The organism is Nocardia mexicana NBRC 108244 (assembly GCF_001613165.1).
GTDB classification, from domain to species: domain Bacteria; phylum Actinomycetota; class Actinomycetes; order Mycobacteriales; family Mycobacteriaceae; genus Nocardia; species Nocardia mexicana.
The window spans coordinates 135,652-158,357 of record NZ_BDBV01000021.1; the positions used below are offsets into that span (position 1 = coordinate 135,652).

General features: G+C 58.7%; 24 protein-coding genes. 12 read left to right on the top strand and 12 right to left on the bottom strand.

Features of this window, described 5'->3' with window-relative positions; all coding sequences use genetic code 11:
* The first annotated feature begins 1 nt into the window (after position 1).
* Complete coding sequence (locus NM1_RS40930; protein WP_147288846.1) at positions 2–2,653, top strand: NB-ARC domain-containing protein; 2,652 nt, start codon at positions 2–4, stop codon at positions 2,651–2,653.
* Between the two features lie 30 nt (positions 2,654–2,683).
* Here NM1_RS40930 and NM1_RS08155 read toward each other — a convergent pair whose 3' ends face one another.
* The 6 genes from NM1_RS08155 to NM1_RS42055 form a co-directional block, all read right to left on the bottom strand.
* Entirely contained in the window at positions 2,684–3,346 is a 663-nt protein-coding gene (locus NM1_RS08155) for a YdcF family protein (RefSeq protein ID WP_068015976.1), read from the bottom strand.
* Between the two features lie 19 nt (positions 3,347–3,365).
* Positions 3,366–4,220, bottom strand: a complete 855-nt coding sequence (locus NM1_RS08160) for an inositol monophosphatase family protein (RefSeq protein WP_068015981.1) — start codon at positions 4,218–4,220, stop codon at positions 3,366–3,368.
* A 66-nt stretch (positions 4,221–4,286) separates the two neighbouring features.
* Complete coding sequence (locus NM1_RS40935; protein ID WP_084519269.1) at positions 4,287–5,504, bottom strand: DUF4062 domain-containing protein; 1,218 nt, start codon at positions 5,502–5,504, stop codon at positions 4,287–4,289.
* Positions 5,505–6,426: 922 nt separating this feature from the next.
* Entirely contained in the window at positions 6,427–7,044 is a 618-nt protein-coding gene (locus tag NM1_RS08175) for a hypothetical protein (RefSeq protein WP_068015988.1), read from the bottom strand.
* A gap of 85 nt (positions 7,045–7,129) precedes the next feature.
* Positions 7,130–7,339 (bottom strand): hypothetical protein, encoded by a 210-nt coding sequence (locus NM1_RS08180; protein ID WP_068015991.1) that lies wholly within the window; start codon positions 7,337–7,339, stop codon positions 7,130–7,132.
* Positions 7,340–7,345: 6 nt separating this feature from the next.
* Positions 7,346–8,014 (bottom strand): DUF4254 domain-containing protein, encoded by a 669-nt coding sequence (locus NM1_RS42055; protein WP_147288845.1) that lies wholly within the window; start codon positions 8,012–8,014, stop codon positions 7,346–7,348.
* A gap of 530 nt (positions 8,015–8,544) precedes the next feature.
* Between NM1_RS42055 and NM1_RS08190 the strand changes: the two genes are divergently transcribed.
* Complete coding sequence (locus NM1_RS08190) at positions 8,545–9,783, top strand: helix-turn-helix domain-containing protein (protein ID WP_068015997.1); 1,239 nt, start codon at positions 8,545–8,547, stop codon at positions 9,781–9,783.
* 36 nt (positions 9,784–9,819) lie between these two features.
* Here NM1_RS08190 and NM1_RS08195 read toward each other — a convergent pair whose 3' ends face one another.
* The 3 genes from NM1_RS08195 to NM1_RS43835 are packed head-to-tail and all read right to left on the bottom strand — an operon-like array spanning position 9,820 to position 11,374.
* The gene (locus tag NM1_RS08195) at positions 9,820–10,659 is read right to left on the bottom strand and encodes a helix-turn-helix domain-containing protein (protein WP_068016000.1); all 840 of its coding nucleotides are present in this window, start codon (positions 10,657–10,659) and stop codon (positions 9,820–9,822) included.
* Positions 10,656–11,195 (bottom strand): DUF6879 family protein, encoded by a 540-nt coding sequence (locus NM1_RS08200; protein ID WP_068016003.1) that lies wholly within the window; start codon positions 11,193–11,195, stop codon positions 10,656–10,658. Before NM1_RS08200 ends, NM1_RS08195 begins: the two co-directional genes overlap by 4 nt.
* Positions 11,192–11,374, bottom strand: coding sequence for a hypothetical protein (locus NM1_RS43835; RefSeq protein WP_246010796.1), 183 nt, complete (start codon positions 11,372–11,374; stop codon positions 11,192–11,194). The genes NM1_RS08200 and NM1_RS43835 overlap by 4 nt, the downstream gene beginning before the upstream one ends.
* Positions 11,375–11,757: 383 nt before the next feature.
* Between NM1_RS43835 and NM1_RS08210 the strand changes: the two genes are divergently transcribed.
* The 3 genes from NM1_RS08210 (at position 11,758) to NM1_RS08220 (ending at position 14,350) form a co-directional block, all read left to right on the top strand.
* Positions 11,758–12,033, top strand: a complete 276-nt coding sequence (locus NM1_RS08210; RefSeq protein WP_068016009.1) for a hypothetical protein — start codon at positions 11,758–11,760, stop codon at positions 12,031–12,033.
* Between the two features lie 119 nt (positions 12,034–12,152).
* Complete coding sequence (locus NM1_RS08215; RefSeq protein WP_169814216.1) at positions 12,153–13,889, top strand: ribonucleotide reductase barrel domain-containing protein; 1,737 nt, start codon at positions 12,153–12,155, stop codon at positions 13,887–13,889.
* A complete protein-coding gene (locus tag NM1_RS08220; RefSeq protein ID WP_068016015.1) occupies positions 13,886–14,350 on the top strand; it encodes an NUDIX hydrolase in 465 nt (154 codons plus the stop codon). The genes NM1_RS08215 and NM1_RS08220 overlap by 4 nt, the downstream gene beginning before the upstream one ends.
* A gap of 1,043 nt (positions 14,351–15,393) precedes the next feature.
* On the opposite strand, the gene NM1_RS42060 is transcribed toward NM1_RS08220, so the two are convergent.
* On the bottom strand, positions 15,394–15,561 hold the full coding sequence (locus NM1_RS42060; RefSeq protein WP_157123869.1) for a hypothetical protein: 168 nt from the start codon (positions 15,559–15,561) through the stop codon (positions 15,394–15,396).
* A gap of 381 nt (positions 15,562–15,942) precedes the next feature.
* On the opposite strand from NM1_RS42060, the gene NM1_RS42065 reads away from it, so the two are divergent.
* The 7 genes from NM1_RS42065 to NM1_RS42080 all read left to right on the top strand — a co-directional run bounded on the left by NM1_RS42065 (position 15,943) and on the right by NM1_RS42080 (position 19,377).
* Positions 15,943–16,440: a hypothetical protein gene (locus tag NM1_RS42065; protein ID WP_147288844.1), complete on the top strand. Its 498-nt coding sequence runs from the start codon at positions 15,943–15,945 to the stop codon at positions 16,438–16,440.
* Between the two features lie 161 nt (positions 16,441–16,601).
* The gene (locus NM1_RS08225; protein WP_068016018.1) at positions 16,602–16,961 is read left to right on the top strand and encodes a hypothetical protein; all 360 of its coding nucleotides are present in this window, start codon (positions 16,602–16,604) and stop codon (positions 16,959–16,961) included.
* Positions 16,962–17,040: 79 nt separating this feature from the next.
* Complete coding sequence (locus NM1_RS42070; protein WP_147288843.1) at positions 17,041–17,481, top strand: hypothetical protein; 441 nt, start codon at positions 17,041–17,043, stop codon at positions 17,479–17,481.
* On the top strand, positions 17,415–17,828 hold the full coding sequence (locus NM1_RS44600; protein ID WP_373864030.1) for a transposase: 414 nt from the start codon (positions 17,415–17,417) through the stop codon (positions 17,826–17,828). The genes NM1_RS42070 and NM1_RS44600 overlap by 67 nt, the downstream gene beginning before the upstream one ends.
* A 74-nt stretch (positions 17,829–17,902) precedes the next feature.
* Entirely contained in the window at positions 17,903–18,325 is a 423-nt protein-coding gene (locus NM1_RS44605; RefSeq protein WP_084519272.1) for a DUF3024 domain-containing protein, read from the top strand.
* A 48-nt stretch (positions 18,326–18,373) separates the two neighbouring features.
* The gene (locus NM1_RS42075) at positions 18,374–18,787 is read left to right on the top strand and encodes a hypothetical protein (RefSeq protein WP_147288842.1); all 414 of its coding nucleotides are present in this window, start codon (positions 18,374–18,376) and stop codon (positions 18,785–18,787) included.
* A gap of 407 nt (positions 18,788–19,194) precedes the next feature.
* On the top strand, positions 19,195–19,377 hold the full coding sequence (locus NM1_RS42080) for a hypothetical protein (protein WP_147288841.1): 183 nt from the start codon (positions 19,195–19,197) through the stop codon (positions 19,375–19,377).
* Positions 19,378–19,648: 271 nt separating this feature from the next.
* Here the strand turns inward: NM1_RS42080 and NM1_RS08235 are convergent, their stop codons facing one another.
* On the bottom strand, positions 19,649–20,143 hold the full coding sequence (locus tag NM1_RS08235; protein ID WP_068016025.1) for a DUF4231 domain-containing protein: 495 nt from the start codon (positions 20,141–20,143) through the stop codon (positions 19,649–19,651).
* A 523-nt stretch (positions 20,144–20,666) separates the two neighbouring features.
* The gene (locus NM1_RS08240) at positions 20,667–22,526 is read right to left on the bottom strand and encodes an SIR2 family protein (RefSeq protein WP_169814217.1); all 1,860 of its coding nucleotides are present in this window, start codon (positions 22,524–22,526) and stop codon (positions 20,667–20,669) included.
* Between the last annotated feature and the right edge of the window lie 180 nt (positions 22,527–22,706).

The window sequence follows — 22,706 nt, forward strand, 5'->3', positions numbered from 1 at the left end:
CGTGCCTGCCGAATGGGCTGCTGACAAGCGCAAAGAGATCAAAGACAATCTTACGGCCGAACTTAGGACCCTCACGCGTAGTCGTAAGCGAGTAGAAGCGTGGCTGCGCGCGGGCGCGCCAGACGAGCCGCAGGCCGACGACCTGCCTGTGCCATACCTGGCTGCTGCAACAGCCGACATCTGGCCTGGTGAGTGGCAGGACGCCGGTCAGGATAAGGTTGAGTTGGTGAGATCTGTCCTGGGGGATGCTTCGGAAGAACTGCCTAAAGAATCCGTCGGTACGCTGCCGAGCGGAAAGATGTCCAAGGTTACGTGGAAGCGCTTTGCCGTCTGCCTGTATAACCTGACATACGAAGTGGATGAACTGGATATCGAGGGAATAGAGGGGCGCGAAGAGAGTTACTTCTTGCGCTATGCCTTCAACCGTGCCGAGGAATCGGTAAGCGAGGACCGCATCTGGAATTGGAGTGGCAACCTCCGAGGTGAGCTAGCCACGCAGCTTGTCATAATGTGGGGGAAAGTTAAACAGGCACCCGAAGAGCTCGATGTAAAACACGTTGTACGTGGCGGGTACGTCAGGCTCCTGAATAGGGCCTTGGACGATGCCCGGTTTCACGATGGTCCCCGGTCTATCGTTATTTCGGGTGCGCCTGGCTTTGGGAAAACAGCTCTTGCCAGTTATTGGGGCAAATATGTAAGTAAGCATCGCAATGCGACGGTATGTTCCATTTTACTGTTCGGGAACAATCCCGACGAATCTTCTAATCCCACGACGCCACGGCAAGCGCTGGAGCAATTGAGTGCGCATCTTGAGGGCGGTAAACCCGTCGCGATACCAGACAACGAGGTGGCGGCAGCAATCAGGTTTCGCAAGCTCGCAGCGGAGCATAATGCCGTCGTCATTCTGGATGACGCTGCCGATAAAAGCCATATCGAGCTTCTATTGCCCACAACCGAGCAGTATGTAGCTGTCGTGACCACGCGTTCGCCACTCACCTCGCTTGAGCATTCCTTTGTTCCAATTCGGTTGGAACCGATGAATAATGACGAGTCGCTTGAGGTATTGAAGAAGAATGTTCCACCAGAGCGGCGTGGGCCGGACGATCAGTTGAGGTTAATCGCTGAGTATGCGGCTGGCATGCCTCTGGCTCTACGAAATCTCGCTTCTCGGTTGAAACGCGGAATGCAGTCTGCGCAGCTAATAAGGCAGCTGGAGCAAGCGGGAGCTCGGCTCAAAGTCATGTCAACGAAAGACAGGGACAAGAACCTACAGATAATCTTCTCGACCTCTTACGATCAGTTATCCGACGAAGGTCGACGGGCGTACCACATGCTCAGCGCTCGACTCGGAAAAGGTGTCGATTGGTACTCGGTCACTCTGGTGGCTGAGAAAGACGAGACTAATGCTAATGAAATAGTCGACAGTTTCGATTCGGTAGGTCTAATAGACTATGCTGCGGGTCGGTTCGAGGTGCATGACCTCTTGCGGCAGTTTGGCATTGAGAAGTGTGCCGACGCCAACGAATACCGCACAGCCGTCGACCGTCTGCTCACCGGCTACTATGGTGCAGTCAATCTCGCCTTCGATAAAGCCAACCCGAACAACCCCATGGTTGACCACCACTTCATTGACGCTGAGAGATGGAAAGGGCGGCGCGCTGCCGATAACTGGATCAGCGATCACGCCAAGATAAGCACTTGGTTTGCGGGTGAACGGCTGGCATTTGTCGACCTCACCAAACGAGCTTGTGCCCTTGAGCCCCCCGCCCCCTTCGGCCCCCGCCTGGCCAGCAGCCTGTTCTACCTGCTGGAAACCGGCAACTGGTGGGACGACTGGGAACAGGTCACTGCCGCTGGCCTCAAAGCTCTTAAGCAGCAGGATGATCCACCGTTCCACGGCTTCCTGCTCCGTAACCGTGCACGTATCACCATGATTAAGGTACGCGACGACCTGGACCAGCTGCGGCTTCCCGAGGCCCTGCCACCTGAAAAGGCGGCGGAATTGCGTGAGCGGTGTGAGAGAGCAATCGCTCAGTACGACAAGAGCATTCAGCTGCTGGGCCTGCCCGGTGCGCTGCCGGGTGCGAAAGCGGTTGCCATCCGGGAAGTCGCCGATACCCGTCTGCAGCTCGGTCGGATTGAGCCGACGATGGATAACCTGGAAGCGACCCGGGACGCCTATCTTGCCGCCGAGGAGCTGTTCGCCGGTCAGAAGAATCCCATCGCCAGCCTCAGCTTGTCCCTTGGCGATGTTTACGCCCTGATGGGTAAGAACCACTACGGCGATGCACTTGCCCGGTACACAATCGCACTGGACTACGCCCTCCCGCCCCTGGACGACCGGCCCTACACCCATGGTGCCTTAGCTGGCCACGGACTGACAAAGCGGGCCGAACTGGCAGTGAAGATGGAAGAGAAGACAGAGGCGGTGGTGAGTTGGTTCGACAAGGCGCAAGAAGCCTTTCGCTACTACGACAATTGGCGGCACGAGGCGCGGCTGCTCGTCCGAAAGTATGTCCTGCTCAAAGGTGTCACCAGCCGTGATGTGGTCCGAACCGACCTAGCTCGCGCCCACGAACTGCTCACCAACAACAAGCAGGTGGAGGAAGCAGATGTCGTCGCTGCCTACCAGGCTGAGGCTGGCCTTGCATAAAGGCGATAGCCAGCCCAGCTCAATGCGGAACTAGGTGAGAACACCTGCGCGACTTGCGAGATCAAAGTATGCCCCACCGGGCTGGAACTCCTCCAACTGGTAAATCCGCGGAGTAGCGAGCGTATGCATCGTGGCAAGGCCGCGCAGCTCACGAATCAGCTCAGCCTGCACAGGCTCGGCCGTGTAATCGACAGTGCCGCTTGAGAAGCCGGAAGTAGATCTTACATTCGGGTAGCTGCTTCCCGCCTGATACCGCAGCTCCTCGTACAGGCGCCGACTGCGAACGGCCGGTGCCAGGCTGGCGATATGGCAATCCGCAGTAAGCAGGTCCAGATCGGCTGCCAGTTGAAGTGAGAATGCGGCGTTCTCGCGCCCGTTGCGGGCTTGGAGTTCCAGCGTGATTGCTTCGGGCGGAAGCCCTTCGGCGATGGCGACTGAGGCCAGGAACTGAGCCTCAGCGATGCCAAGGTCCGCCAGCCCACCCGAATCCTTGCCCACCCCGCCAGAGAAGATGACGTGCTTGACCAAGCCGTCTTGATGAAGGCGAGCGGCGGTGCGGCCGACAGTGGCATTCGCGCACGAGAAGACGATCAACACATCGGCTGGACGGCCGGCGGTTACCGGCGCACCGTGTGGTCCAGCCATGATCGTGGCCAACTGCTGGTAGTCGTCAGCGGTAAGGCGGTCGTTCATAGGTACCTTTCGGATTGCGTTACGTCGAGTAGGGCAGCAGCTCGCCGATTACAGCGGGGTTCCCGACGAGCGATGACTTCAACACTGGCTCAGCCGAACTCAGGAACGAACTATCCAGCGGCAGAATCGGGTGGCGGTCTTCATCGCTGATGCTGAGATCCGCGATCGTCGCCAGGCACATCCCGGCCGCACCGTCCCAAAGTTTCTGCTCTCGGCGGTGAAACAGATCAAAGGGCGAGGCCACGGGTGATACGCCACCGAGATCGATCACAGTCCTAACCATATCGAGAGTCTGTGAGGTTGTCCGGTGCTTGATGGCGAATCCCTTTGTGGCCAAAGCAGTTTCAATGTCACTGGGCAACTCACCGCCCGAGCGGGTTGTCGAGGCGGCGTGGCGGATCGGTTGAGGTGTATCCAGTGCCACGGGCTCGCCATTTACCGTGAGCAGGCCCTCCTCGATTGAGCCGAACATGACAACTGGCTGACGACCGTGGCCCAACTCCGGTGCCACCACCAGCGCTGATACCGGCTGCCCATCCCGATACAACGCAACAACGCTACAGAAGTCCACTTCGTCAGGTTTCACGAACTGGGCGGTGCCGTCGATTGGATCGACAATCCAGACGTCCGACGGGACTGATTCGCCAGGACGGAGTAGCGGCGTCGCTTCCTCCGCATCTTCCTCGGCGATGATGTAGGCGTTCGGATCCAGCGCACGAATATGCCGAACGATGAGGTTCTGTACCTCGATATCTGCTTCGGTTAGCAATGTGCTATCGGGCTTTGTGTCGATTGACAAGGAGCTGATCTGACTTCTTAAGCCCAACAGTGACGGCACGATGGTATCAGCCAGGTCTGTCCAAAAGCGGTCCACGGGTAGTCCTCCTCGGGCATCTATTCATGGAATTTGGCAAGAGGCAGGAGCTGTCATGCTTGGTTGCTATGGTAGCTGCCATGCAAGTCGATATCGCCGTCGATAATTTGGATCTGTTACTCGTAGTTGCATGGAATAATGCGGTATTCCATCAATATCGACCTCCTCCATCTTGTACTCGTCGTCTTGTGAAACTGATTGAGGGAGGTCCATTTGTCCATGATAACCGTGCCGCGGCCCCAACGCGGTAATGCCGAGGTTCGTTGGGATATTCACCGTGACTCGAAACTCGCGAGTCGGATAGGAGATCTGGAAGGAATAGAAATCGAACGAACGGGTACCTAGTGGCGTGCCCTCCGTCGCCTGCTGCAGCCTGCTGGCAGATCCAAATCTGTAATTTGGAAAATTTCCTGTCACTGAAAAGTCGGCTTCCTCGTGCTGGCGGAGTGGCGGATCGAAGGCGATATCGGCTGTATAGGTGGCGCCCGTGTTCTTTCGTGCTGGTCGCAGAACGACAGTGCCCGGTCCGGTGCGAGTTCCAGCGTCGAGCTGCAGGGTTGGTGGGTTCCCTGGATCGAATGGCATGAGCTTGTCGCTCGCCCGTGACCATGCTAGCGGTACCGTCGAAACTCCTTGTGGGAGATTGCATCGTATCGCTCTGCGGGTTGAATAGTACAGGTTGAGGTGATCTGGTGCTGTGTTGGAGCGCTCATATCTGTGCGTTGTATCCATGAGCAGTACGGTCCGGTTGAACGTGCTTTCATCAGTTACTACAGGATCAGGAGTGGCGTGCACCCATCCAGTGATCGAGTGGTTCTCTTTCATGTGATCAATCGATGCGAGGAGTCCGGACACCAATTCGGATTCGGTCTCCCATGTCCTGCATTCATGGTCAGTCATTACTTCTTTACGGAATGTCATTAGCTTCTTGTGGCTGGCTGAGTTTGTTTCCACTTTGCCTCGAGGCAATGAGTCGATATTTCGGTGCATGAGCACGATGCTCGGCTTTCCGAGCTTTCTGGATTCTCTATATTCCCTATGCGTCCATGAAATTCCGGTCCTAGGGTCGATCGACCCGTACCGTCCCGCGAGTATGAATATTGAAAAATCGGCGGCCTTGATGCAGTCAATGATGGCTTCCCATTGCCCGACGCCCGTCGATGGAAAGTACTCCATTCCTAGCGGCATTGTTCGCACGTGCAGGCAGTTTTGCTGAAGTAGCTTGCGTTCCTCGATCAGATCCCTGTATGTCGAAGACACAAATGCCGTATAGATTCGGTCCATTCTTACCCGCTATCTCGCAATGGTAGCCACTGGCTCAGATCAAGACTAGGACCAGCCTACTGCGAGCAGAAACAACACGCGCGACAATCGAACGACGCGGGGGGCGCAGTGGCTTGCCCCAAATGGACGGGTGTCCAGAGCGATGCCCCCGGCAATGTGTGCTCGGGCCTCGTTGAGCGCATCGGAAACCGACGTCGCATGTAGTGAGTTACCGCTCTCGAAGCTATCCGCTTCGGTACTGGCCACCAACATTGGAGCAGCCCCTACCCCCGCCGACCACGATGCCGCCCCTCCCTCATCCAAGGCGGTATGCGTATCGGCGTAGCCCGCATCGGTGGCCGTATATCCTGCACCCTTGGCAAAACCTCCGTGTCCGCATCCTCGCTGTCCCATCTCCCAGCCTGGCCTCCGGCCGGCGGTCCCTCCATCGGCGCTGTATCCGCCTCGTCTACCGCACGGAGCCTGTCCTCCAGGTCAGCCTCTTGGTACTCAGCCACCTCCACATAGCGATCCGTACCGTCACTGTGACGCCGCGTGCCTGCTGTGCGCCCCGGCACGAACTCATGCCGCCCCGGCTGTTGGATTCCCTTCCACCACATCCCAACCCGAAAGCTCAGCACGGCCGTAAAGAACACCGAAGCGGGCCACAGGATGAAGATGAGCGTTGACGATGAATCCACTTCGGTTCAGCCATCGCCCTCGGGAACGGACAAGCTGCCCCACCCATCGTCATCCTGGAGCAGCAGCAGGTACGCCGCCTCCAGGTGCACTATGCACTCGTCTGGATGATGAAAGCGATGGATATACCGCAGTTCCCGTGCTCGCGGGATAGTGAGATCCATTAGGTGCACTTGGCACATGAATTCGGCTAGTTTGCCGTCTGCCTGGACGAAGTTCCGGAAGTGTGTGGGTTCTGGGGAGGTCATTGGTCGGTCCCGCTCGACCGAGCCCCAGTGTCCGGCCACACCCGCCGTGGCGGGAACTCCGTCCCATCCCCCTCCGGCCCCTGTTCCTCGGGGAGGCGCAGCCGCCCCTCCCGCACCGCTGTTACCAACTCGTTGAACGACTCGATGCACCAGCCCAGTTCGGCGGCATCACGTTCATGATGCTCGGCGTCGTTCTGCCGCAGGGCATACAGCAGGTACTTCCATACCAACCACGACACCCACTGGCCGTACGTCGATGGACTCAGCGGTGCATCTGCTTGGTACACAACGTCTTTGGTGTGCCCGCCTGCCTCGCGGTCGAGGAACCACACATACAAATTGAGCTGCTCATTGATCTTGGCGGTGTCTTTGGGCCGCTCATCATGGACATGTCGCCAGATGCCTACCAGCTCCCGTGCTGTGCGGAGCATGACCGTGCCCGGCTCCTCGACGCCAGCGCAGACCCGCAGGAACGGTCCGCTGTCCGGCAGCGGCTGATCCGGCGTCGCTTCCACTGGCGGCACGGTGAAGGCAAAGGGCCGCTCCGGATCGGCGCCGTAGAAGATGTGGTACGCCGGTCGGTTGGTGGGCGGGGCAGGATGGCTGTCAGGCATAGGTGATGGACCTTTCAGTTCTTCAGCTCGAAAAGTGTTGGGAGGAAACGGATTAGAGCGAACAGCGCGGACCCGGCACACAGCCTCAGTCCCACAACTCGCTGCAGGGCAGCGGCGGCAGATCGGCATGCACCTCGTCGTCCACCGTGACGCGCAGCTCCATGTCGGCGAACGTCCCCGCCAGTTCGTCGGCAACGTTTTGGGCTTGTTCCGCCGACGCCTGGTAGTCCAGCTTCAGAGCACCGGATTCGATGTGGATGTGGCTGATGCGCCGGGGTGGGCTGGTGGGCCGCATGGGGGATCACATCCCGGGAAGCAAGCGGCGGCCGGATTCGATCTCTGCAGCCAGGCAGTCGTACCCGGCGCACAGCTCGACCAGCTGCTGCGTCTCTAGCTGCGGTGTACAGGTCGGTTCGCTGCCCTTGGCGACGGCCCGCTCCCACAAATCCGCCATGCGGGCGGCAATCTCACCGATGCTTTCGGTATGCAGGGGTACGGGCGCCAGCCGATCGGGCTGGACGCTTTCCGACAGCGCTGCCGTGTCTGCCTCGATCACCTGGACGACCTTGTCGGACCCGGTGCGGTGCAGTTTCAGCCGTTCGGCTACGGCATCGTCGATGATCGTGACCAGTACCTCGATGTCCGCCACCGCGGTCACGAGCATTGCTACGGCCGCTTTCAGGTCTGCCGCCGATGCCTCCGCACCAGCCATAACACCGAGGGCAAGCCGGTACTCCCGTTGGCATTCCACCAAGTCGTACGCCGGATGCAGGATGTCTCCGGCTGTCACTGGTTGGGCGCCGGAGAAGACCGCCAGGAACATCTCGCTGGAAGGCAATGGTTCCAGCGGCGCCCATTCTGGGATTGGTTCTGCCGCAACAGAATTTGGGTCCGCATCTGAACCACTCGTGGTGTCGCTTGCGCTGGACGGCCGATCTTCCGGCGCGCCGTGGTTGGGCTGTGTAGTCATTCCGGATCACCGCGGCTTGGTGGTGGAGGGCTTCACGCGGCCAGTGTCGGCCAGCACTTGCAGTGCGGCTGCTTTTCGTGGGCAGTGCTTCGCCCTGCACGCAACGTGGAATTGCATGATCGTGTGAGATTCAGCGACGGTGAAAGGTACTTTCGGCGCCTGGTGAGTGCGCTGGATATTCAGCGCGTCCAGCTGGTGAATGGCAAGGGAATGCATGACAAGGTCTCCGGTTTCTTGGGACATGGCACATCACGAGGTGCTCCGGTACCGGGGCCATCTGCTACCGACCCTTGTCTCACCCGAACCGGTACGCCTTCTGAGGGGTTAAGGCGCGCCCCCGGTACCGGGGCACACGCCGACCGTAAGGCCCCAATTTGGGCCGCTACCGGCCAAAATAGCCAAAACCCCTGAAATATACGGAAAACCGTATAAACTGCGTTCACGGGGGCGAAAGCCCCTGCCTGGCAACGTGTCCCGAGCGTTTGGCCGATCTTGCAGATGCACGTTCATATGGAAGCAGGGACAACCGCATGCACATGACAACCGGCGAGGTCATTCGCCGGATTCGCAAATCGCTCGGCATGACGCAGGCCGAATTGGGAGTCATCCTCGGCTACACCCAACCGGTCATTTCGCAACTGGAACACGACGCCGCGGCTATCCATGATGTGCGGGTGCTGCGTCGCATCGCCAAGGCACTTCACGTTCCGCTTGCCATACTGGTGGTGGAGTCGGACGAGGAGGCGGACGTGAATCGTCGCAATTTCCTACGGGCCAGCGTTCTCGGTGCCGGAACGGCCGTGACGGCCGGAGCCGCAGGGCAAGCTGCCGCAGCATCATCAACCGGAAGCATCCACGTCGGAGCCACCGAGGTCGCCGAGGTCAACGCTAGCGTCGGTCAGATCCACGAACTCGATCTGCTCGTCGGTGGCGACCGGTTGTGTCGCCTCGCCGCCAACGAAGTCCGCTACGTGAAGCAGCTGCTCGACAGCGGCACTTACACCGAAGCGACCGCGCAGACCCTCACAAGCGCCGCCGCTGAGATGATGACCGCGGCGGGGTGGGTACACTTCGATGCCAACAAGCGGCAGGCTGCCCGCAGCTTGTACGCGGAGGCAGTGCAGACCGCTAACGAGAGCGGTGACGGTATCGCCGCTGCGCACGCCCTGATGAACGCGAGCATTATGGACCTCGCCACCGTCGGACTTCCGCAGGGCACCGAAGGCTCACAGCTTCGCCCACAGAAGGCCGCCAATCTTGCCCAGGCCGCCCAATCTGCAGCGAGAGGGCAAGGCGGGCCGAAGGTTCGCGCACTGGCCGCGCTGCGCGAGGCTCAAGCCCAGGGGCCAACCGATCGAGCGGCGATGGAACGAGCAATGGCCCGCGCTCACCGTGCTTACGAATCTGGCCGTGGCCGCGATCCTGACTGGGTGTGGCTGCCGGAAGCCGAGTTCAACGCGCTAATGGGTATCTCGTATCTCGGTGCAGGCATGAATGCGCAGGCCGAGGCGTATCTTCAAGCGGCCCATGACACTGCCGGAGAGTGGCCACGAGAACAAGCCGCCTGGCAGCTCTACCGAGCACAGAACCACCTCGACGCTGGCGATCCGGCTCGCGCATGCGCGCTGCTGACCGACAACTACGCCGCCATCCAGTCGGTAGCCTCATCCCGACTGCGCCGGAAGCTGGATTCCATCGCCACCACGGCTCGGCCGCATGCAGTGGTGCCGGAGGTGCGGGAGTTTCTGGAGCTGGTGGCCAGCCACTAACGGTCGAAGATTACCGAGGGCGACGGTCACGGTCCCCTACGGCCGTGGCTGTCGCTGGCCCATCGCTTTCCCGATCAATACTCGAGCCGCTTCACCGACGACGGCTTGGTCCAATAGCGTTTGGAACACCTGCTCGTAGAGGGTGAGTTCCCTCGGCTGGGTGATCGTCAGCTCCGCCGAGATGGTTTCCACAAAGGCGACCTTGCGGTCGAAGATGGCGAAATTGGTGGTGGGCACCTGGTAGTCCGACATTTGCGGGATGACACTCACCACCACATTCGGCAGCCGCATGGTGCTGAGCAGGTGGTCGAGCTGGCCAATCATGACGTCGTCCGAGCCGACGGTGGTGTACAAAACCTGTTCGGCCAGAACGAAATTGAAGCGGTGGTTACCGTGGTGGAGCACCTGCTGACGTTCCAGTCGGGCGGCGATGCCGTCATCGACTGGTTCATCGTGGCCGTAGAAGGCTGACACCTTGCTGAGCATGGCCCACATGTAGTCCTGGGTCTGGAGGAGCCCTGGCATGATGACCGGCTCGAACCAGCGAGTGAGCCGGGTGTCCTCTTCCAGGGTGTGGAGTTGTTGCTGCTTGCGCCGGATACCGGCGATTCGTTTCCACTCGACGTAGGCGGCTTCGACGTTGCGCAGCGTGGCGATGAGGTCGGGTACCTGCCCCTTGGCTTTGCAGTGGCGGCACCAGATGCGAATGTCGGCTTCGGCCGGCATCTGCTTGCCGCTCTCGATCTTCGATACTTTCGAGGAGTGCCACCCCGCCAGCTCGGCCAGCTGGACGCCAGAGAGGCCCGCGTCTTTGCGGATGTCACGTAGGCGACCGCCTAACGCCTCTCTGGCATCACGAACGCTGGAGCTGGTCACTTGGCAGCAGCGTAGTCGCTTCCCACGTAGTCAGCGTGCGGGATGCCGAGGCCCCACACCTTGTCTCGAATGGCGGTGCAGTGAGCCGCGATCACTGGATCGTCGGTAACGGCGAATCCGCCGAAGTCACCATCACTCCGGAAGGTGACGAAGACGACCAGGTCGTCATCGAACAACCAGTAGTCATCCTGCGTCAGCTCGGCCGGATCGATCAGGGGCCGCGGGAGCCACTTGATCTCTTCGCCCGCCTCGATGTTTAAGGGGGCGATGGTCAGGCCGAACCGGGTGTAGTCGACATGCGGAATACTGACCAGCCGCACCCGGTGTACCTGCTTGCCGCTGCCGGTTACATCGCGGATCAGGTCATCCCAGGAACGGCACCATTCATAGTCGTCGGGCTCTCCAGCCAGAAACTTGCGAAACGGCTCGTGCTCGTCGGCCACGAGATACTCGTCCTGAGTTTCCAGGTGAAAGGCCCGCTTCCACTCACCACCGCGGAAGAGGTCGACAAATTCCTCGCCCTGGATCAGCTTCATACGGGCCGGATTTCCTTTCCCATCGCCACCTCGATGGCGGTTTCGTGGTCGGGCAGGTTCATCTGCTGCAGTGCTTCCAGATCGGTGACGGGGGTACCGCTGAGCGTGAAGGTACCGCGGCCGGTATCGGTCAGCGTGGTACCGAGGCAGGTCCCGGGTTCGAGGAAGCCCAGCAGCATGTGGGGTATCTCGATGACGGAGCCGTTCGGGCCGACCCGCCATCCCTGGATGACGTACGTTCCATGATCGGAGGCGAAAAGTGTTGGGCACGTGCCGTTTTGACTACCAACACCGAGGCATCGTAAACGCATGACGACCGTCCTAGGTCTTGTGGTGCGTGGATTTGCTCGAACTCCATCATCGTGGCTTGTCACGAGATGGTCGGTCAACGGTCCAGGCATGCCCGAAGCAAATCCAAGCAAAAGCCTGGCGGTGCGCTGAGCTCCGCTTCTAGCGTCGATGGCAGGCGCTCGGCACCAGAGGAAAACCTGCTCGGGACAGCGCAATTGGTTTGTTTCTCCCTGGTGCCGAGCTGCCCCACCAACGGGAGCGAGGGGACCGAATGTCGCTGAGCCAGTATCTCGTCCGCGTTCATTGCTGCAGCAGCTGGTGGCTGATCGAAGTGCCGGCCGTAGGGCGATGGACGCCGGTCGATGACAAGCGGGCCATCGCGTCAACCGCCAGGGAGATGATCGCGGCCGTTACCGATGTCGCCACCGATGCCTTCGGCGTCGACCTCGTTGAGGACCGCGTGGTGAGCAGCGTCGAAGAGTTCGCCGGTGCCACCGGGCTCCAGCGCTGGCAGGCAACGATGCCGACCGGCGCTGCCTGCGACTGAAATACCTCACCTATTCAACAAATTCGCGGGTGCCTGGGCGATTCGTCCCGGGCCGCTTCAGGCTGCGTTGTTCTGGCGTAGCCGCAGATTCGCTTGTCTCATCAGGAATGAGTTTTGTTATGCCGCAATTTATCCCGTCCGCGCGGGCTGAGCATGTCCTACGTCTTGGCAGAATTATTGGTGTCGATGAAACACCCACAGCGATGGTGAAGCGGGTGACGAGGGTACTCGCCCGTCAGGAGGTTGATTTTTCTGGTCACAGCGCAGGCGTGCAGTTCGCCGAGGCATTTGAAACGGCGCTGGCGGGACGGAAGATCGTCATGAGTACACCGGTCATGACCAACGCGGGGCGCTACCATGACCGGCCACTCACCGCCTGCACCATGCCGACCATCGACTTCGATCCGGTCAGCTCGCATCGGCTGAAGGACGAGATAGTCCGGCTGCACGAGCAAGGCATGGGCACCGGCTTCAATCTCGATGCGACCAGTGATCCGGTCGCCACGCTGCGCTTCCTCAATAGCGTCGCGGTGGAGAGCGCCAACAACGGTCAGGAGGATCGGCCAGTCGGCAACATGGCCGTTCTGAGCGTGCGCCACCCGAAGGTCTACGAGTTCATCACCGCCAAGGCGGATGCCTCGTCGGACGAAACAGATTGGAAGTTCAATATCTCGGTCGACCTGGACCGCGGCTTCATGGAAGCGATGGAACGTGGCGGGTCGATCGAACTCTGGGACGGCCGCCAGGCTGATGCCCGCCACCTCTTCGAAACGCTCTGCGGCGCTGCTGCTGCCTGCGCTGACCCCGGCATCGTGTTCCTCGACCGGATGAACGCGCGTAATCCACTGCCTGGGTTGGGGGCCTACACCACGACTGCCCCATGTGCCGAGGTTGGGCTCATCGCGGGCGAAACGTGCCAATTTGGCTACCTCAACCTACGGCAGTTCGTATCCACCGACGCCGCGGGGCGGCCGGCGATCCGGAGTGCACGGCTGGCGCAGACGACGCAGCTGCTGACCCGCGCCCTGGACAACAGCCTTCAGATCAGCCAACAGAAGCTCAGCGGCCCGCGGGCCCGGCACGTCTCGGGGCAGAAGCGCAAGATCGGCATTGGGATCTGCGGGCTGGCCGATGCGCTGAGTGTGGTTGGGCTTCCCTACGATTCAGAAGCGGCCCGCACGCTGATGGCGGATGCCTTGTCACTCATTAACTTTGCGTCCAAGGAGGAGTCGGTGCGGCTGGCCGAGCAGCGCGGGCCGTTCGGCGCCATGTGTACCACCGTCATCGGTAACCGCCACCGGGAGGCACCGGGCCACATTGAGCGGCTCTACGGCCACCTGGACTCTGGCACGGTGTCGGCTGGGGAGTGGCGCAGGCTGTCCCGGCACATCGCAGCCACCGGGATGCTACGCAACGTGTCGACCATTGCCCTGCCTCCCACCGGCCGGAGTGCGCTGGTCATTGACGCCTCGACGGGCATTGAGCCGCACTTCGATACCTTCTCGGCGAACGATGATGTGCTGGCGGCGTTGGAAGCTGTCGTTCACGACAAGCACCAGGAGTCGATCTACGACGACCCGTCAACCCATTCGCCAGCGGTCAGGGAGGTTCTGGCGTCTGCCTCGGATATCTGTCCGGCGGGTCATATTGGTATGGCGGCGGCGTTGCAGCGCTACACCGATGAAGCTATTTCCAAGACGATCAACCTCCCTGCGGGCTCCACGGCTGACGAAGTCCGCGACGTCTACTGTGCGGGATACAAAGCGGGGATGAGCGGCGTCACCGTGTATGTCGATGGCAGCCGTAAGCTGCAACCCAAGAAACTAAGCCAACTAGCCACCCAAGGAGAAGTATGAGCGACGCCACTCATTTTCAGTACTGCCAGAAGCTGGTCGTCATTGACCCGGCCGTGAATAGCGTTCTGCTGGCCCGACGCAAAGGCGAAGCCGACTACGACGGCGTCTATTCCCTCATCGGCGGCAAGATGGAAACTACCGACGGCAGCATCCTCGACGCCATCCGGCGTGAGAAGGAAGAGGAGATCGGCAAGGCTGCCAGGATTTCTATTGCCGAAGATGTGTCGTACAACGTCCTGTTCAAGAAGAAGGACGGCAACAGCATGATCCTGCCGCACTTCTACGCCGAGTACGAGGGTGGAGAGATCGAGCTGAACGATGAGTATGCGGACTACGCCTGGGTGCCCGTCGACCAGCTGGAGGCGTTCAAGCCGAAGATCGACACCATCCCGGCCGCGGTGCGGTGGGCGGCGGAGATCGGGGCGGTGGTGAAAAGGAGCCGGGGGCTGACGCCGCTGTAGTGCGGCGATGAGGGCATACCGAGCAGGGTTCCGCGCGGTCGCAAGCCGCCCGCTAACTCTGCGGAGCATCTCGCCGCTGCAAGAACGAACCAGCTCGTCGCTGCAGCGCCCTCACCATCAGAAAGCGTCGTGGGTCGCTCTGTGGCCCATCCATGAGCTGGCCTACAACGAATCCGTTACTGGGCAATCACCGTGCGGTTACTCCGTACGGGAATACTTTGTGGCGCTAATGGGTTAGGATCCGCCTTGAGGTAAGGACCTACTGCTCGGTTTCTGTCCATATTCACAATGTTGGGCATGTTGAACTCCTTACAATCAGGTTTCGTTCACAATACAGGAGGCCAAGAAGCTCATGAACGAATGTCGCGCAGTAGGTAACGATCCGATCCCGTCAGAAGCAAAACACCAGGTAGACGGCCGAAATTATCTTGACCGCCTGTTATTTGATCTTTATAATTACCTCGGAGATTGATACAAATGACAGAACAATCAAGATTTGCTACTGACTGGTTAATAAACCCCCGAAAGATAGGGTACAAAGACACCTTGTGCTTACTGCGGGGCGGTTCTACTCTGTTGGGGTCGGGGCGATGATGGAACATGACGGCTACAGCGAGTCGTCCGGGGGGCGCAGCTCCGCTGGCGATCTACCTGAAGGCCAGGGAGGAGACCCCGAGGTGGCTGCAACATCCGAGGATGCGGACAGACAACTGCGGGAACGGATTGGCGAGATAATGGCTCGCGAAGCCGAACGGGGCATGGCGCATAGCAGTCCGCCACCACCTTCTTACTTTCTAGGCGTCACTAAGCAGAGGCGTTTCAGAACGATCCCCGGTCCTCGCTCAAGCCGTGACCGCAATAATCGCGACGGGTAGCAACGGATTAATTGAGTTGGTCGAACAACTACCGGGTGCCGAGTTTTCGTCTCATCTGTTCCGGCAGGTTCGCAGTCATATTCCGAAGCTGATATACCCCATGCCATTGTTTCTCCTGTGTGTTACTGCTGCCCTTCGCCCCCGACATAGAAGGTAACGAGCATCTCGCTATTTCTGGTTCGTATCCTTGACTTGCCGAAGCTGCGCGTTCAAGGCATCCTGGGCTTCCTGCTTGAGAACGCGCTGACGCTGCTCTTCGCCCTTCTTGAGGTCCTCATTCTGCTTGCGTACCTCGCCAGCAACCGCTTCTGCGGCCTTCTGCGTGTAGTCCGTCATGACACCACCTCGGTTCGGAGACATGGTCATGGTAGAGCGAGCAAGTGGATCCCAGTGAGGTTTGCCCAAAGGTTAAGTGAGTCGCCAGGAAATCTGGCGATTTTCCGGACCGCGGATAGGTGCTGGCCTTGTCATCCGCAGTGCTTGTCGTTTCTTAGTGAACGCAACTGTAAGATTTTCAATCGGGGCGGAATGGTTTCTGGATGGCCTGGTTGCGGGCTGTTACAAATTCTGGGAAGTCAGGGGTCTAAAGGCCCTAGGCCCCTCGCTACCGATTTGGTATCGCTTGATGCCGTGAACTCGGACATAGCGTCCATTCGAAACGCCAGCGCGCTGCACGAGTCGCCTCTCACCAAAGATTCATCCTAGAAGGAAGACGCCGTGAGCATATTTCTTGCCGTGTCAGGCATCATCGGAACGCTCGTTGGTATCGCGGGGTTCGCTTTCGCAGTTGCAGAGTCTCGTCGGGTAGGCAGGCTGCGAAGCCACCGTCAGGACGTGCTTCGGTGGGCGATCGATCGGGCTAACCATGTCAAAGTGGAGCACGAGATAATTGATGAACTAATCGATAGGAACCGCGATCTGCTACTTGCCCGCTGGCTATGGTTGACACACCAGGTCGGAAGTGACATGTACATGTCGTTGATCGATGAATATCTTGCTGGCGAAAAGAGATTCACCTACGCCGATCTGGAGAAGATTGCGCACACCAATATTGTCGGCGGTGGTTGGCAGTATCGGTATTGGATATCTAAGCTCGCACTTCGACCGGAAAACCGCAACCAAGATCCGCCTTCGATGCCACAGTTCACCAGATATCGAGTTGAACGGCACCAAGAGTTGAGGCAGCGTGAAGCGAAGGTGAGTTCGCAGGATTGATCCCGGACCATGTGGTGGGACCGGCTACAGAGAACAAGAGGAGCCCTTGTCAATGGCTCGCCCTATTGTTGACGACGATAATACATTGCTATTCTTCCCTAAATCTATTGATGTTCCTCGCGAAGGGAGTTAGAACAGTCATGTAAAGAGGAGAACCGAATATGAAAACTACAAATTACGCAACCACGGCCGAACAGCAGTATGGGGATGTACTAGAGCTTCTTGCGGACCATGGATACGAACCCGCACTGAGGGACATCGGCAGCGGGTGCTTCGTTATCTCTATCAAGCCGGTCTATGACTATGGGGTGCTGATCGCGGACAAAGATGGCCCGCTATTTGAACAGCGGAGCGAACAGACCGGCTGGACGGTGGGGTTCTACTCGCCTGAAGCTGACATTACTGACGCCCTCATCGCCTACGCGGAAACGGACAACTGCTCGGCCGAGGTGGTACTAAGGATCCTGGAGCGGATAAAACGGGAGAGTGTGCCGGTTAAGAAGCGGAGGGTTGCAGAATGAATATAGCGGGGCTTGCTCTGCTCCCAGGGCTTTCGAGCTTGTTATTATGCGTGAATTTATTTATACTAAGAACTGAACTATGAATGATGAACAATACAATACACTATTGAAGATGATGCACGAGGGGTTCTCTACGGTGCATGGTGAGTTGGCCACCATCAAGACGGAACTAGCCAAGAAGGCTGATGCTGCTGAAGTGAATCAGCGCTTGGATGCAATTGAGGCTGAGCTGGCTAAAAAGGCTGATGCTGCCGATATGGATCGCCGCTTTGAGGCCATGAACAGTCGCATGGACACAATCGAGGCTGAGCTGGCTAAAAAGGCTGATGCTGCAGCGTTGGATCGCCTAGCAACCGCGGTAGAAGACGGCCTTCAAGAAGTCCTCGATGCAGTGGCCGAAGAACGAACAGCTCACGACAAAGCGGTTGATGACGAACTATCCAGACATCATGGTTGGATTGGGCAGATTGCCTCACATACAGGAACGGGTTTGAAGCCTGCTCATGGACGGCGGTCGTAGGGCCGGCCGCCAGCGATCTTAGCGACGAGGAGTGGCAGCTGCTGGCGGCAGCGATTCCAAAACGGAACCTCCGTCGTGGTGCTCGCCCCCTGCGAGATTCTGAGCTTGCCAGGAAGCGGCGTCTCTTTGATGGCATACGGTACAAACAAACGCACGACGTACCCTGGTCAGAAATTCCGGTGCGCTATGGTGATGTCTACCAAATGTGGCCCTACTACTACAAGAGCGGCTTTTTCGGCCGTATGCGCAGTGCGTTGCAAGACGACCCGAATGCCGCCCATCTCGTTGGGTGGCTCGATCAGGTCATTGCTGAGGCGCCGAGAAAACGAAAGCCAGGCGAAACGTGAGCTGTTGACGCGCTCGACAGACGGTTCGGTAATGCTTGTCGATCGAAGTGTTCTGGAGGTATTATAGAAAGCGTATGATTCATACACTCAATTTTGACTTAGTTCCCTACCATGGTGCTCGGCGACATGGCCCGATTCCGCCCTCCGACCTCGAAGCAATTGAGCGCTGGTGTATTCAGGCGGTGCCGGAGCAGTACGAACAAGAGTTGCGGCTTACTGCATCTCGCCGTGGGCGATATGTCACCATCTGTGAATGTCGCCCGACCATACCGCGGCTTAATCCGTATAGCTGGTCGACGACTCGTATTGCGCAGCTTCGCTTTGATCCAACGGTAAATGCAGAGGATGCGTGGTCCCTCTACTGGCCCAGTCGACGGCCGGGGCGGTGGCGATATTATCCACGTACCTATGACGATAATTCTGGTATTCCACGAACTGGCACTATTGTGTCTCTCTTGGCGGTAGTGGAGCGAGATCCTTTCGGGTGCTTTTTTTGATAGATCGTTGTCAAGATACGTCAATTCCATTATACTAAGAACTAAACTATGAATGATGAACAATACAATACGCTACTAAAGATGATGCACGAGGGGTTCTCTACGGTGCATGGTGAGTTGGCCACGGTCAAGGGTGAATTGAGCACTATCAAGACGGAACTAGCCAAGAAGGCGGATGCCGCCGATATGGATCGCCGCTTCGACGCTATGAACGGTCGCATGGACACAATCGAGGCTGAGCTAGCGAAAAAGGCTGACGCCGCCGATATGGACCGGCGCTTTGACCGCCTAGAAGCCGCTGTGGAAGACGGCATACATGAAGTCCTCGATGCAGTGGCCGAAGAACGAACAGCTCACGACAAGGCTGTTGATGACGAACTATCCCGGCACCATGGTTGGATTGGGCAGCTAGCCTCGCATACAGGAACGGGTTTGAAGCCTGCTCATGGACGGCGGTCGTAGGGCTACGAACAGTCATAGGTTCGATCTCCTCGGTACCTACCTAAAGCCACAGTTTGGCGCTATTGACGATACTGACAATAAGTCAGCACTAAGCCCCGAGATGCGAGTAGCGCTCAAGGACTTCTTTCTGAATCACTGTCCGAAGGATATAGTCGCCCGGCTGCTCCACGCCTCGGACGATGAGCCTATTGATCCGAGCCGTGTTGAGGCTACCGGCGTTCGGGCTTCTTTGAGAGATTGCGCGAGGGGCTTGTGGGCACGCCGGAGGCGCGGCACCTTGTCGAGTGGCTGGATGAGGTGATTGATGGGGAGGAGGGGTTGAGCGACCGTCACCCGGACCCGTACAACTCCCAGGCTTAGGCTCCCTCTCTCGGCTCCTGGTGCCGCTTCGGCCTGATCGTGACGCCGTGTCTGACAAGTGCTCGCCGGATGGTCTTGATGTTCACGCCGAACTTTTCGGCCAGCTGCATCATGGTCTGGCCTTCTTGGTACAGGGCCACGGCGCTGAGGGCGTCCTCCTCGGCGAATCTTTGGTGACGGGTTTCCACCCCATGCCCGGCAAGAAGCTTCAGGACGCTGGGTTGGCTTAGGCCGAACCGGCGCCGTAAGTCTGCTGTCGATGCGCCAGCTCGGTAGGCCGTAGCCAGCTCCTCACCTACTTCGGGTGCCAACCGTTGCTCTAGCTTGTGGATCTTGGGTCGTGGCTCAGAGCGTTTGACCTGGCGTTTCGCCAACGATCGGACAAATTTGACCAGTTCGGCGAGGAGTCGCCCCTGTACGGCGTCTTTTGAGTAGTGGAGCGCGGCCCACCAACTCCCGCAGATCGCGCGGGCTGTCACGTGGGGTTGTGGCGATACGAGGTCAATTCTCGGCCGGTGCGGGCGGCGCGTGCTCGGAGTGATTGACCGTGCGCATTTGAATCCATGCCGAGTGGTCCCGCTTCAGAATCTGATCCAATTGCTCCGCATACCGGTCGAGCTCATCGACGGTGAGTACCGACTTCAGGGAGTGATAGTCGAACTGCCGTTTGAGCTCCTCGATCCTGACTAGCGTCTGAACGCGGAGGATCCACAGATCCCGGTGATTGAAGTAGGTTTCCGTCCCGGCGAGCACTGTGACGACCGCGCCGACGCCGAGGGCCACGTTGGACAGGACAGGGCGGGCCCAATCGGAGACCTGCAGGCCGATGAGGACCGTGACGACTGCCGAGAGCACGGCAGTAGCGATATGCAGAGCGAACGATTTGACTTTGTCGCGTTGCCGCCAGTCGTTGTGGCGTTTGAACTGGGTGTTCAACTGCTCGTCAAGCCATTGACGCAGCCTGGCGAGTTCGTCCTGAGTATTCGGTTCGGACACGGATGATCTTCACATTCAGAACTGGTAAGTGCTATACGGTTTCCTCGGTATCGGGTCGGCTCGGGGGATTGTTACAGGCAACATGACATCCGACCGGAAAATATGGACATCTTCCAACATTACGCCGGAGTAGGGCCCGGCACGGCAGATCGAGCGGGATGATAGTGCCATCATCGCAGATGTAGGACGGACGTTCCGGTTTATCGTTACTGGTTGTTTATGAGATCGAATCATCAAATTCATGCTTCGCGGGGTGTGTTGTGGCACCATGGCCGAACGTCCCCGCGATCGGGGTCCACTGTCCTGGGTCTTCTGCCTTCGACGATGCAGAGGGAAGTAGCGCGATGACCAGCAGCGAGGAATCAGCAACGGCGCGGCGCTACCGCGTAGCCACGAAGATCGTAGCCGCCTTCAACAACGCTTTCGTCTCACGCGAGGAGCTCGGGAATCTGATTCCCGAGCCCGCCACGGTACCTCCCGCAACATATCAGTCGACCAAACAGTCTGCGGGAGGGTGCTGACCCTACCGGCCGGTCCTGCTCTGCAAGATTTGTATCGCGTTGATTCCGGCCGCGGCGGTGAGCTGAGCAAGACGTATACGCTGGCTGCGTTTCAGGAGTGACAGTTGCGATATCTCACGAGGATCGAATGTCTCCTCGGCACCTCTGCGGAGGGCGTCGCGGTCGACCACCCGCAGGGTACTGTGGAGAACAGCACTTCCCACCAGTACCCTGTAGGCTGATTTTCCTCCGATATCAAGGTCCGATTCGCTGCATTCCAGTGGGACGGCAATGAATGTCCGCCATGGTCGTCTCGCGTCGTCGTGCTGTTCGAAGTCCAGATAGTCGAAGACTGTTTGACCGAGAAACACCGACCGTGCCGCCGAAAATATCGACTTCGGAAGCACCCACCCGACCCTTCCGCTCAAATTGGCGCCGTCTCGATGTGCGTACGCAGACGAACCGACGAGGAAGATGGTAAATTCTGCCGTGGATCCGACATCCGGTATGAACTGGCGCAACCAGAGGAACAGGCCGAATCTCTCCTGCTTCATCCGTTCCGGATCGAGGTTGTATGTGCCGAGCTCGGTGGCGGTATATCCCTTCACGATACTTCCCACGTACTTCAAGGGGCCGTCCGTCGCACACAGCGTCTCGTCCAGGGCATCGCTCAGGGCGCGCGAGTCGGCGTCGGACGGTGCGATGGATCCGAGTCTGGTTCCCACGATCGAATGGACGGATTCGAGTATGCGGCGAAATCTGAACCCGTATCTGATCGAACTTTCCGGATCATCAGCGAGGTAGGCCGCGCTATCGTCTATGGCTGCGCACAGTTCCATCACGACCTGTGAGACCTGAGCGTAACTCTTGAGCAGGATCGCGGAAACACCCAGTTGCTCATCGAGGTAGGTTTTCTGACCTTGACGATATGAGAAGGCGGTTTGTCCCGGAATTCCCTGATCGTACTCCGGTGACTCGGTTCCGTCGGACGGTAACAGGCAGAAGATGTCCCTGCCGCGGCGATTATCGGCGGTGCTGGCGAGGGGGCCGACGATGCTGGGATCGGTCATGCTGGTTCCTATGAACACCGTGATCGAATTGTCGGTGCTTATGGCTTGTTCGATCAATACCTGGACCTGTTGCCCGTACTCGAGATAATCCGACTCCCGGAGGAGGATCGGACCGATCCTGCTGGGCCCCGGCGCGGATCTCTCCTGTTTATGTGAAATGTACCCGTGCAGATGTAGCACGGTGTTTTCCGATACGCTGAACAAGCTATCGAGCCAGGTCGTGGAATTGTTCTCCAGCCAAGCGGCCGTCTGCCTCTGTACCTCGCGTCGATCTGCGATCTTGTTGCCGTTCGGATCGATCCCGGTAAGCTCCTGGGGTAGTCCCTTCACCATTATTGTTCGTGTCTCACCGATTTCTCGCAATGATTCTTCGATTTGATCGTCATAATTGGTTGTGATGATTCGGCATCGACTTCCCAGCGCTTTCGACAGCATCGCAATCGACGTGGCGAGTTGTCCACCGAAATAGTCGTTCTTTTCGCGCGAGCTGTAGAGCGCATCGGCTATGGCGTCATCGGAGCTGTGATAATTCGGCAGCAGCGCCAGGATGAGATCCGCTTTTCGCGTGAGCGATGCTTCGTCTGCCAGGATGGCCGCACGAATCCCCTCCGACTCGTTCAGCCTTATCAGCTCTGCCAGGTTCCGTATCAGGCTGTGCCACGTCGGGAGGCCGGCATCGGCGGTGACGCCCGCTCCGCAGATCAGTGTCACCCGGCACGATGGCTCGCGAATCCTTTCGACCAGCCGCCGCAGCTCAGGCTGGCGTGAAAATGATATGAGATTGTTAGTGAACTTGATTTCTTCGTCGGTCATTACTTCTCGCGAACCATTACGGGGGTACGCAGGTAGGATCCCCTCCCAACGGGCCTCACCAAGATCAACCTGATCGAGCATCCGCCCGCATACGGATTTCTCATTCTTCTCGTCCGAGCGGTGGTGGAACTACCGTATGAAAAATATGAACGAAATCTGCCGGGCAGAGAAATTTGTCCT

Coding starts and splice junctions, on each gene's coding strand:
- NM1_RS08155 (WP_068015976.1), bottom strand. CDS start 3,346: ATGAACGACCGCCTTACCGCTGACGACTACCAGCAGTTGGCCACGATC.
- NM1_RS40935 (WP_084519269.1), bottom strand. CDS start 5,504: ATGGACCGAATCTATACGGCATTTGTGTCTTCGACATACAGGGATCTG.
- NM1_RS08175 (WP_068015988.1), bottom strand. CDS start 7,044: ATGCCTGACAGCCATCCTGCCCCGCCCACCAACCGACCGGCGTACCAC.
- NM1_RS08180 (WP_068015991.1), bottom strand. CDS start 7,339: ATGCGGCCCACCAGCCCACCCCGGCGCATCAGCCACATCCACATCGAA.
- NM1_RS42055 (WP_147288845.1), bottom strand. CDS start 8,014: ATGACTACACAGCCCAACCACGGCGCGCCGGAAGATCGGCCGTCCAGC.
- NM1_RS08190 (WP_068015997.1), top strand. CDS start 8,545: ATGCACATGACAACCGGCGAGGTCATTCGCCGGATTCGCAAATCGCTC.
- NM1_RS08200 (WP_068016003.1), bottom strand. CDS start 11,195: ATGAAGCTGATCCAGGGCGAGGAATTTGTCGACCTCTTCCGCGGTGGT.
- NM1_RS43835 (WP_246010796.1), bottom strand. CDS start 11,374: ATGCTGCTGGGCTTCCTCGAACCCGGGACCTGCCTCGGTACCACGCTG.
- NM1_RS08210 (WP_068016009.1), top strand. CDS start 11,758: ATGTCGCTGAGCCAGTATCTCGTCCGCGTTCATTGCTGCAGCAGCTGG.
- NM1_RS08215 (WP_169814216.1), top strand. CDS start 12,153: ATGCCGCAATTTATCCCGTCCGCGCGGGCTGAGCATGTCCTACGTCTT.
- NM1_RS08220 (WP_068016015.1), top strand. CDS start 13,886: ATGAGCGACGCCACTCATTTTCAGTACTGCCAGAAGCTGGTCGTCATT.
- NM1_RS42060 (WP_157123869.1), bottom strand. CDS start 15,561: ATGACGGACTACACGCAGAAGGCCGCAGAAGCGGTTGCTGGCGAGGTA.
- NM1_RS08225 (WP_068016018.1), top strand. CDS start 16,602: ATGAAAACTACAAATTACGCAACCACGGCCGAACAGCAGTATGGGGAT.
- NM1_RS42070 (WP_147288843.1), top strand. CDS start 17,041: ATGAATGATGAACAATACAATACACTATTGAAGATGATGCACGAGGGG.
- NM1_RS44605 (WP_084519272.1), top strand. CDS start 17,903: ATGATTCATACACTCAATTTTGACTTAGTTCCCTACCATGGTGCTCGG.
- NM1_RS42075 (WP_147288842.1), top strand. CDS start 18,374: ATGAATGATGAACAATACAATACGCTACTAAAGATGATGCACGAGGGG.
- NM1_RS08240 (WP_169814217.1), bottom strand. CDS start 22,526: ATGACCGACGAAGAAATCAAGTTCACTAACAATCTCATATCATTTTCA.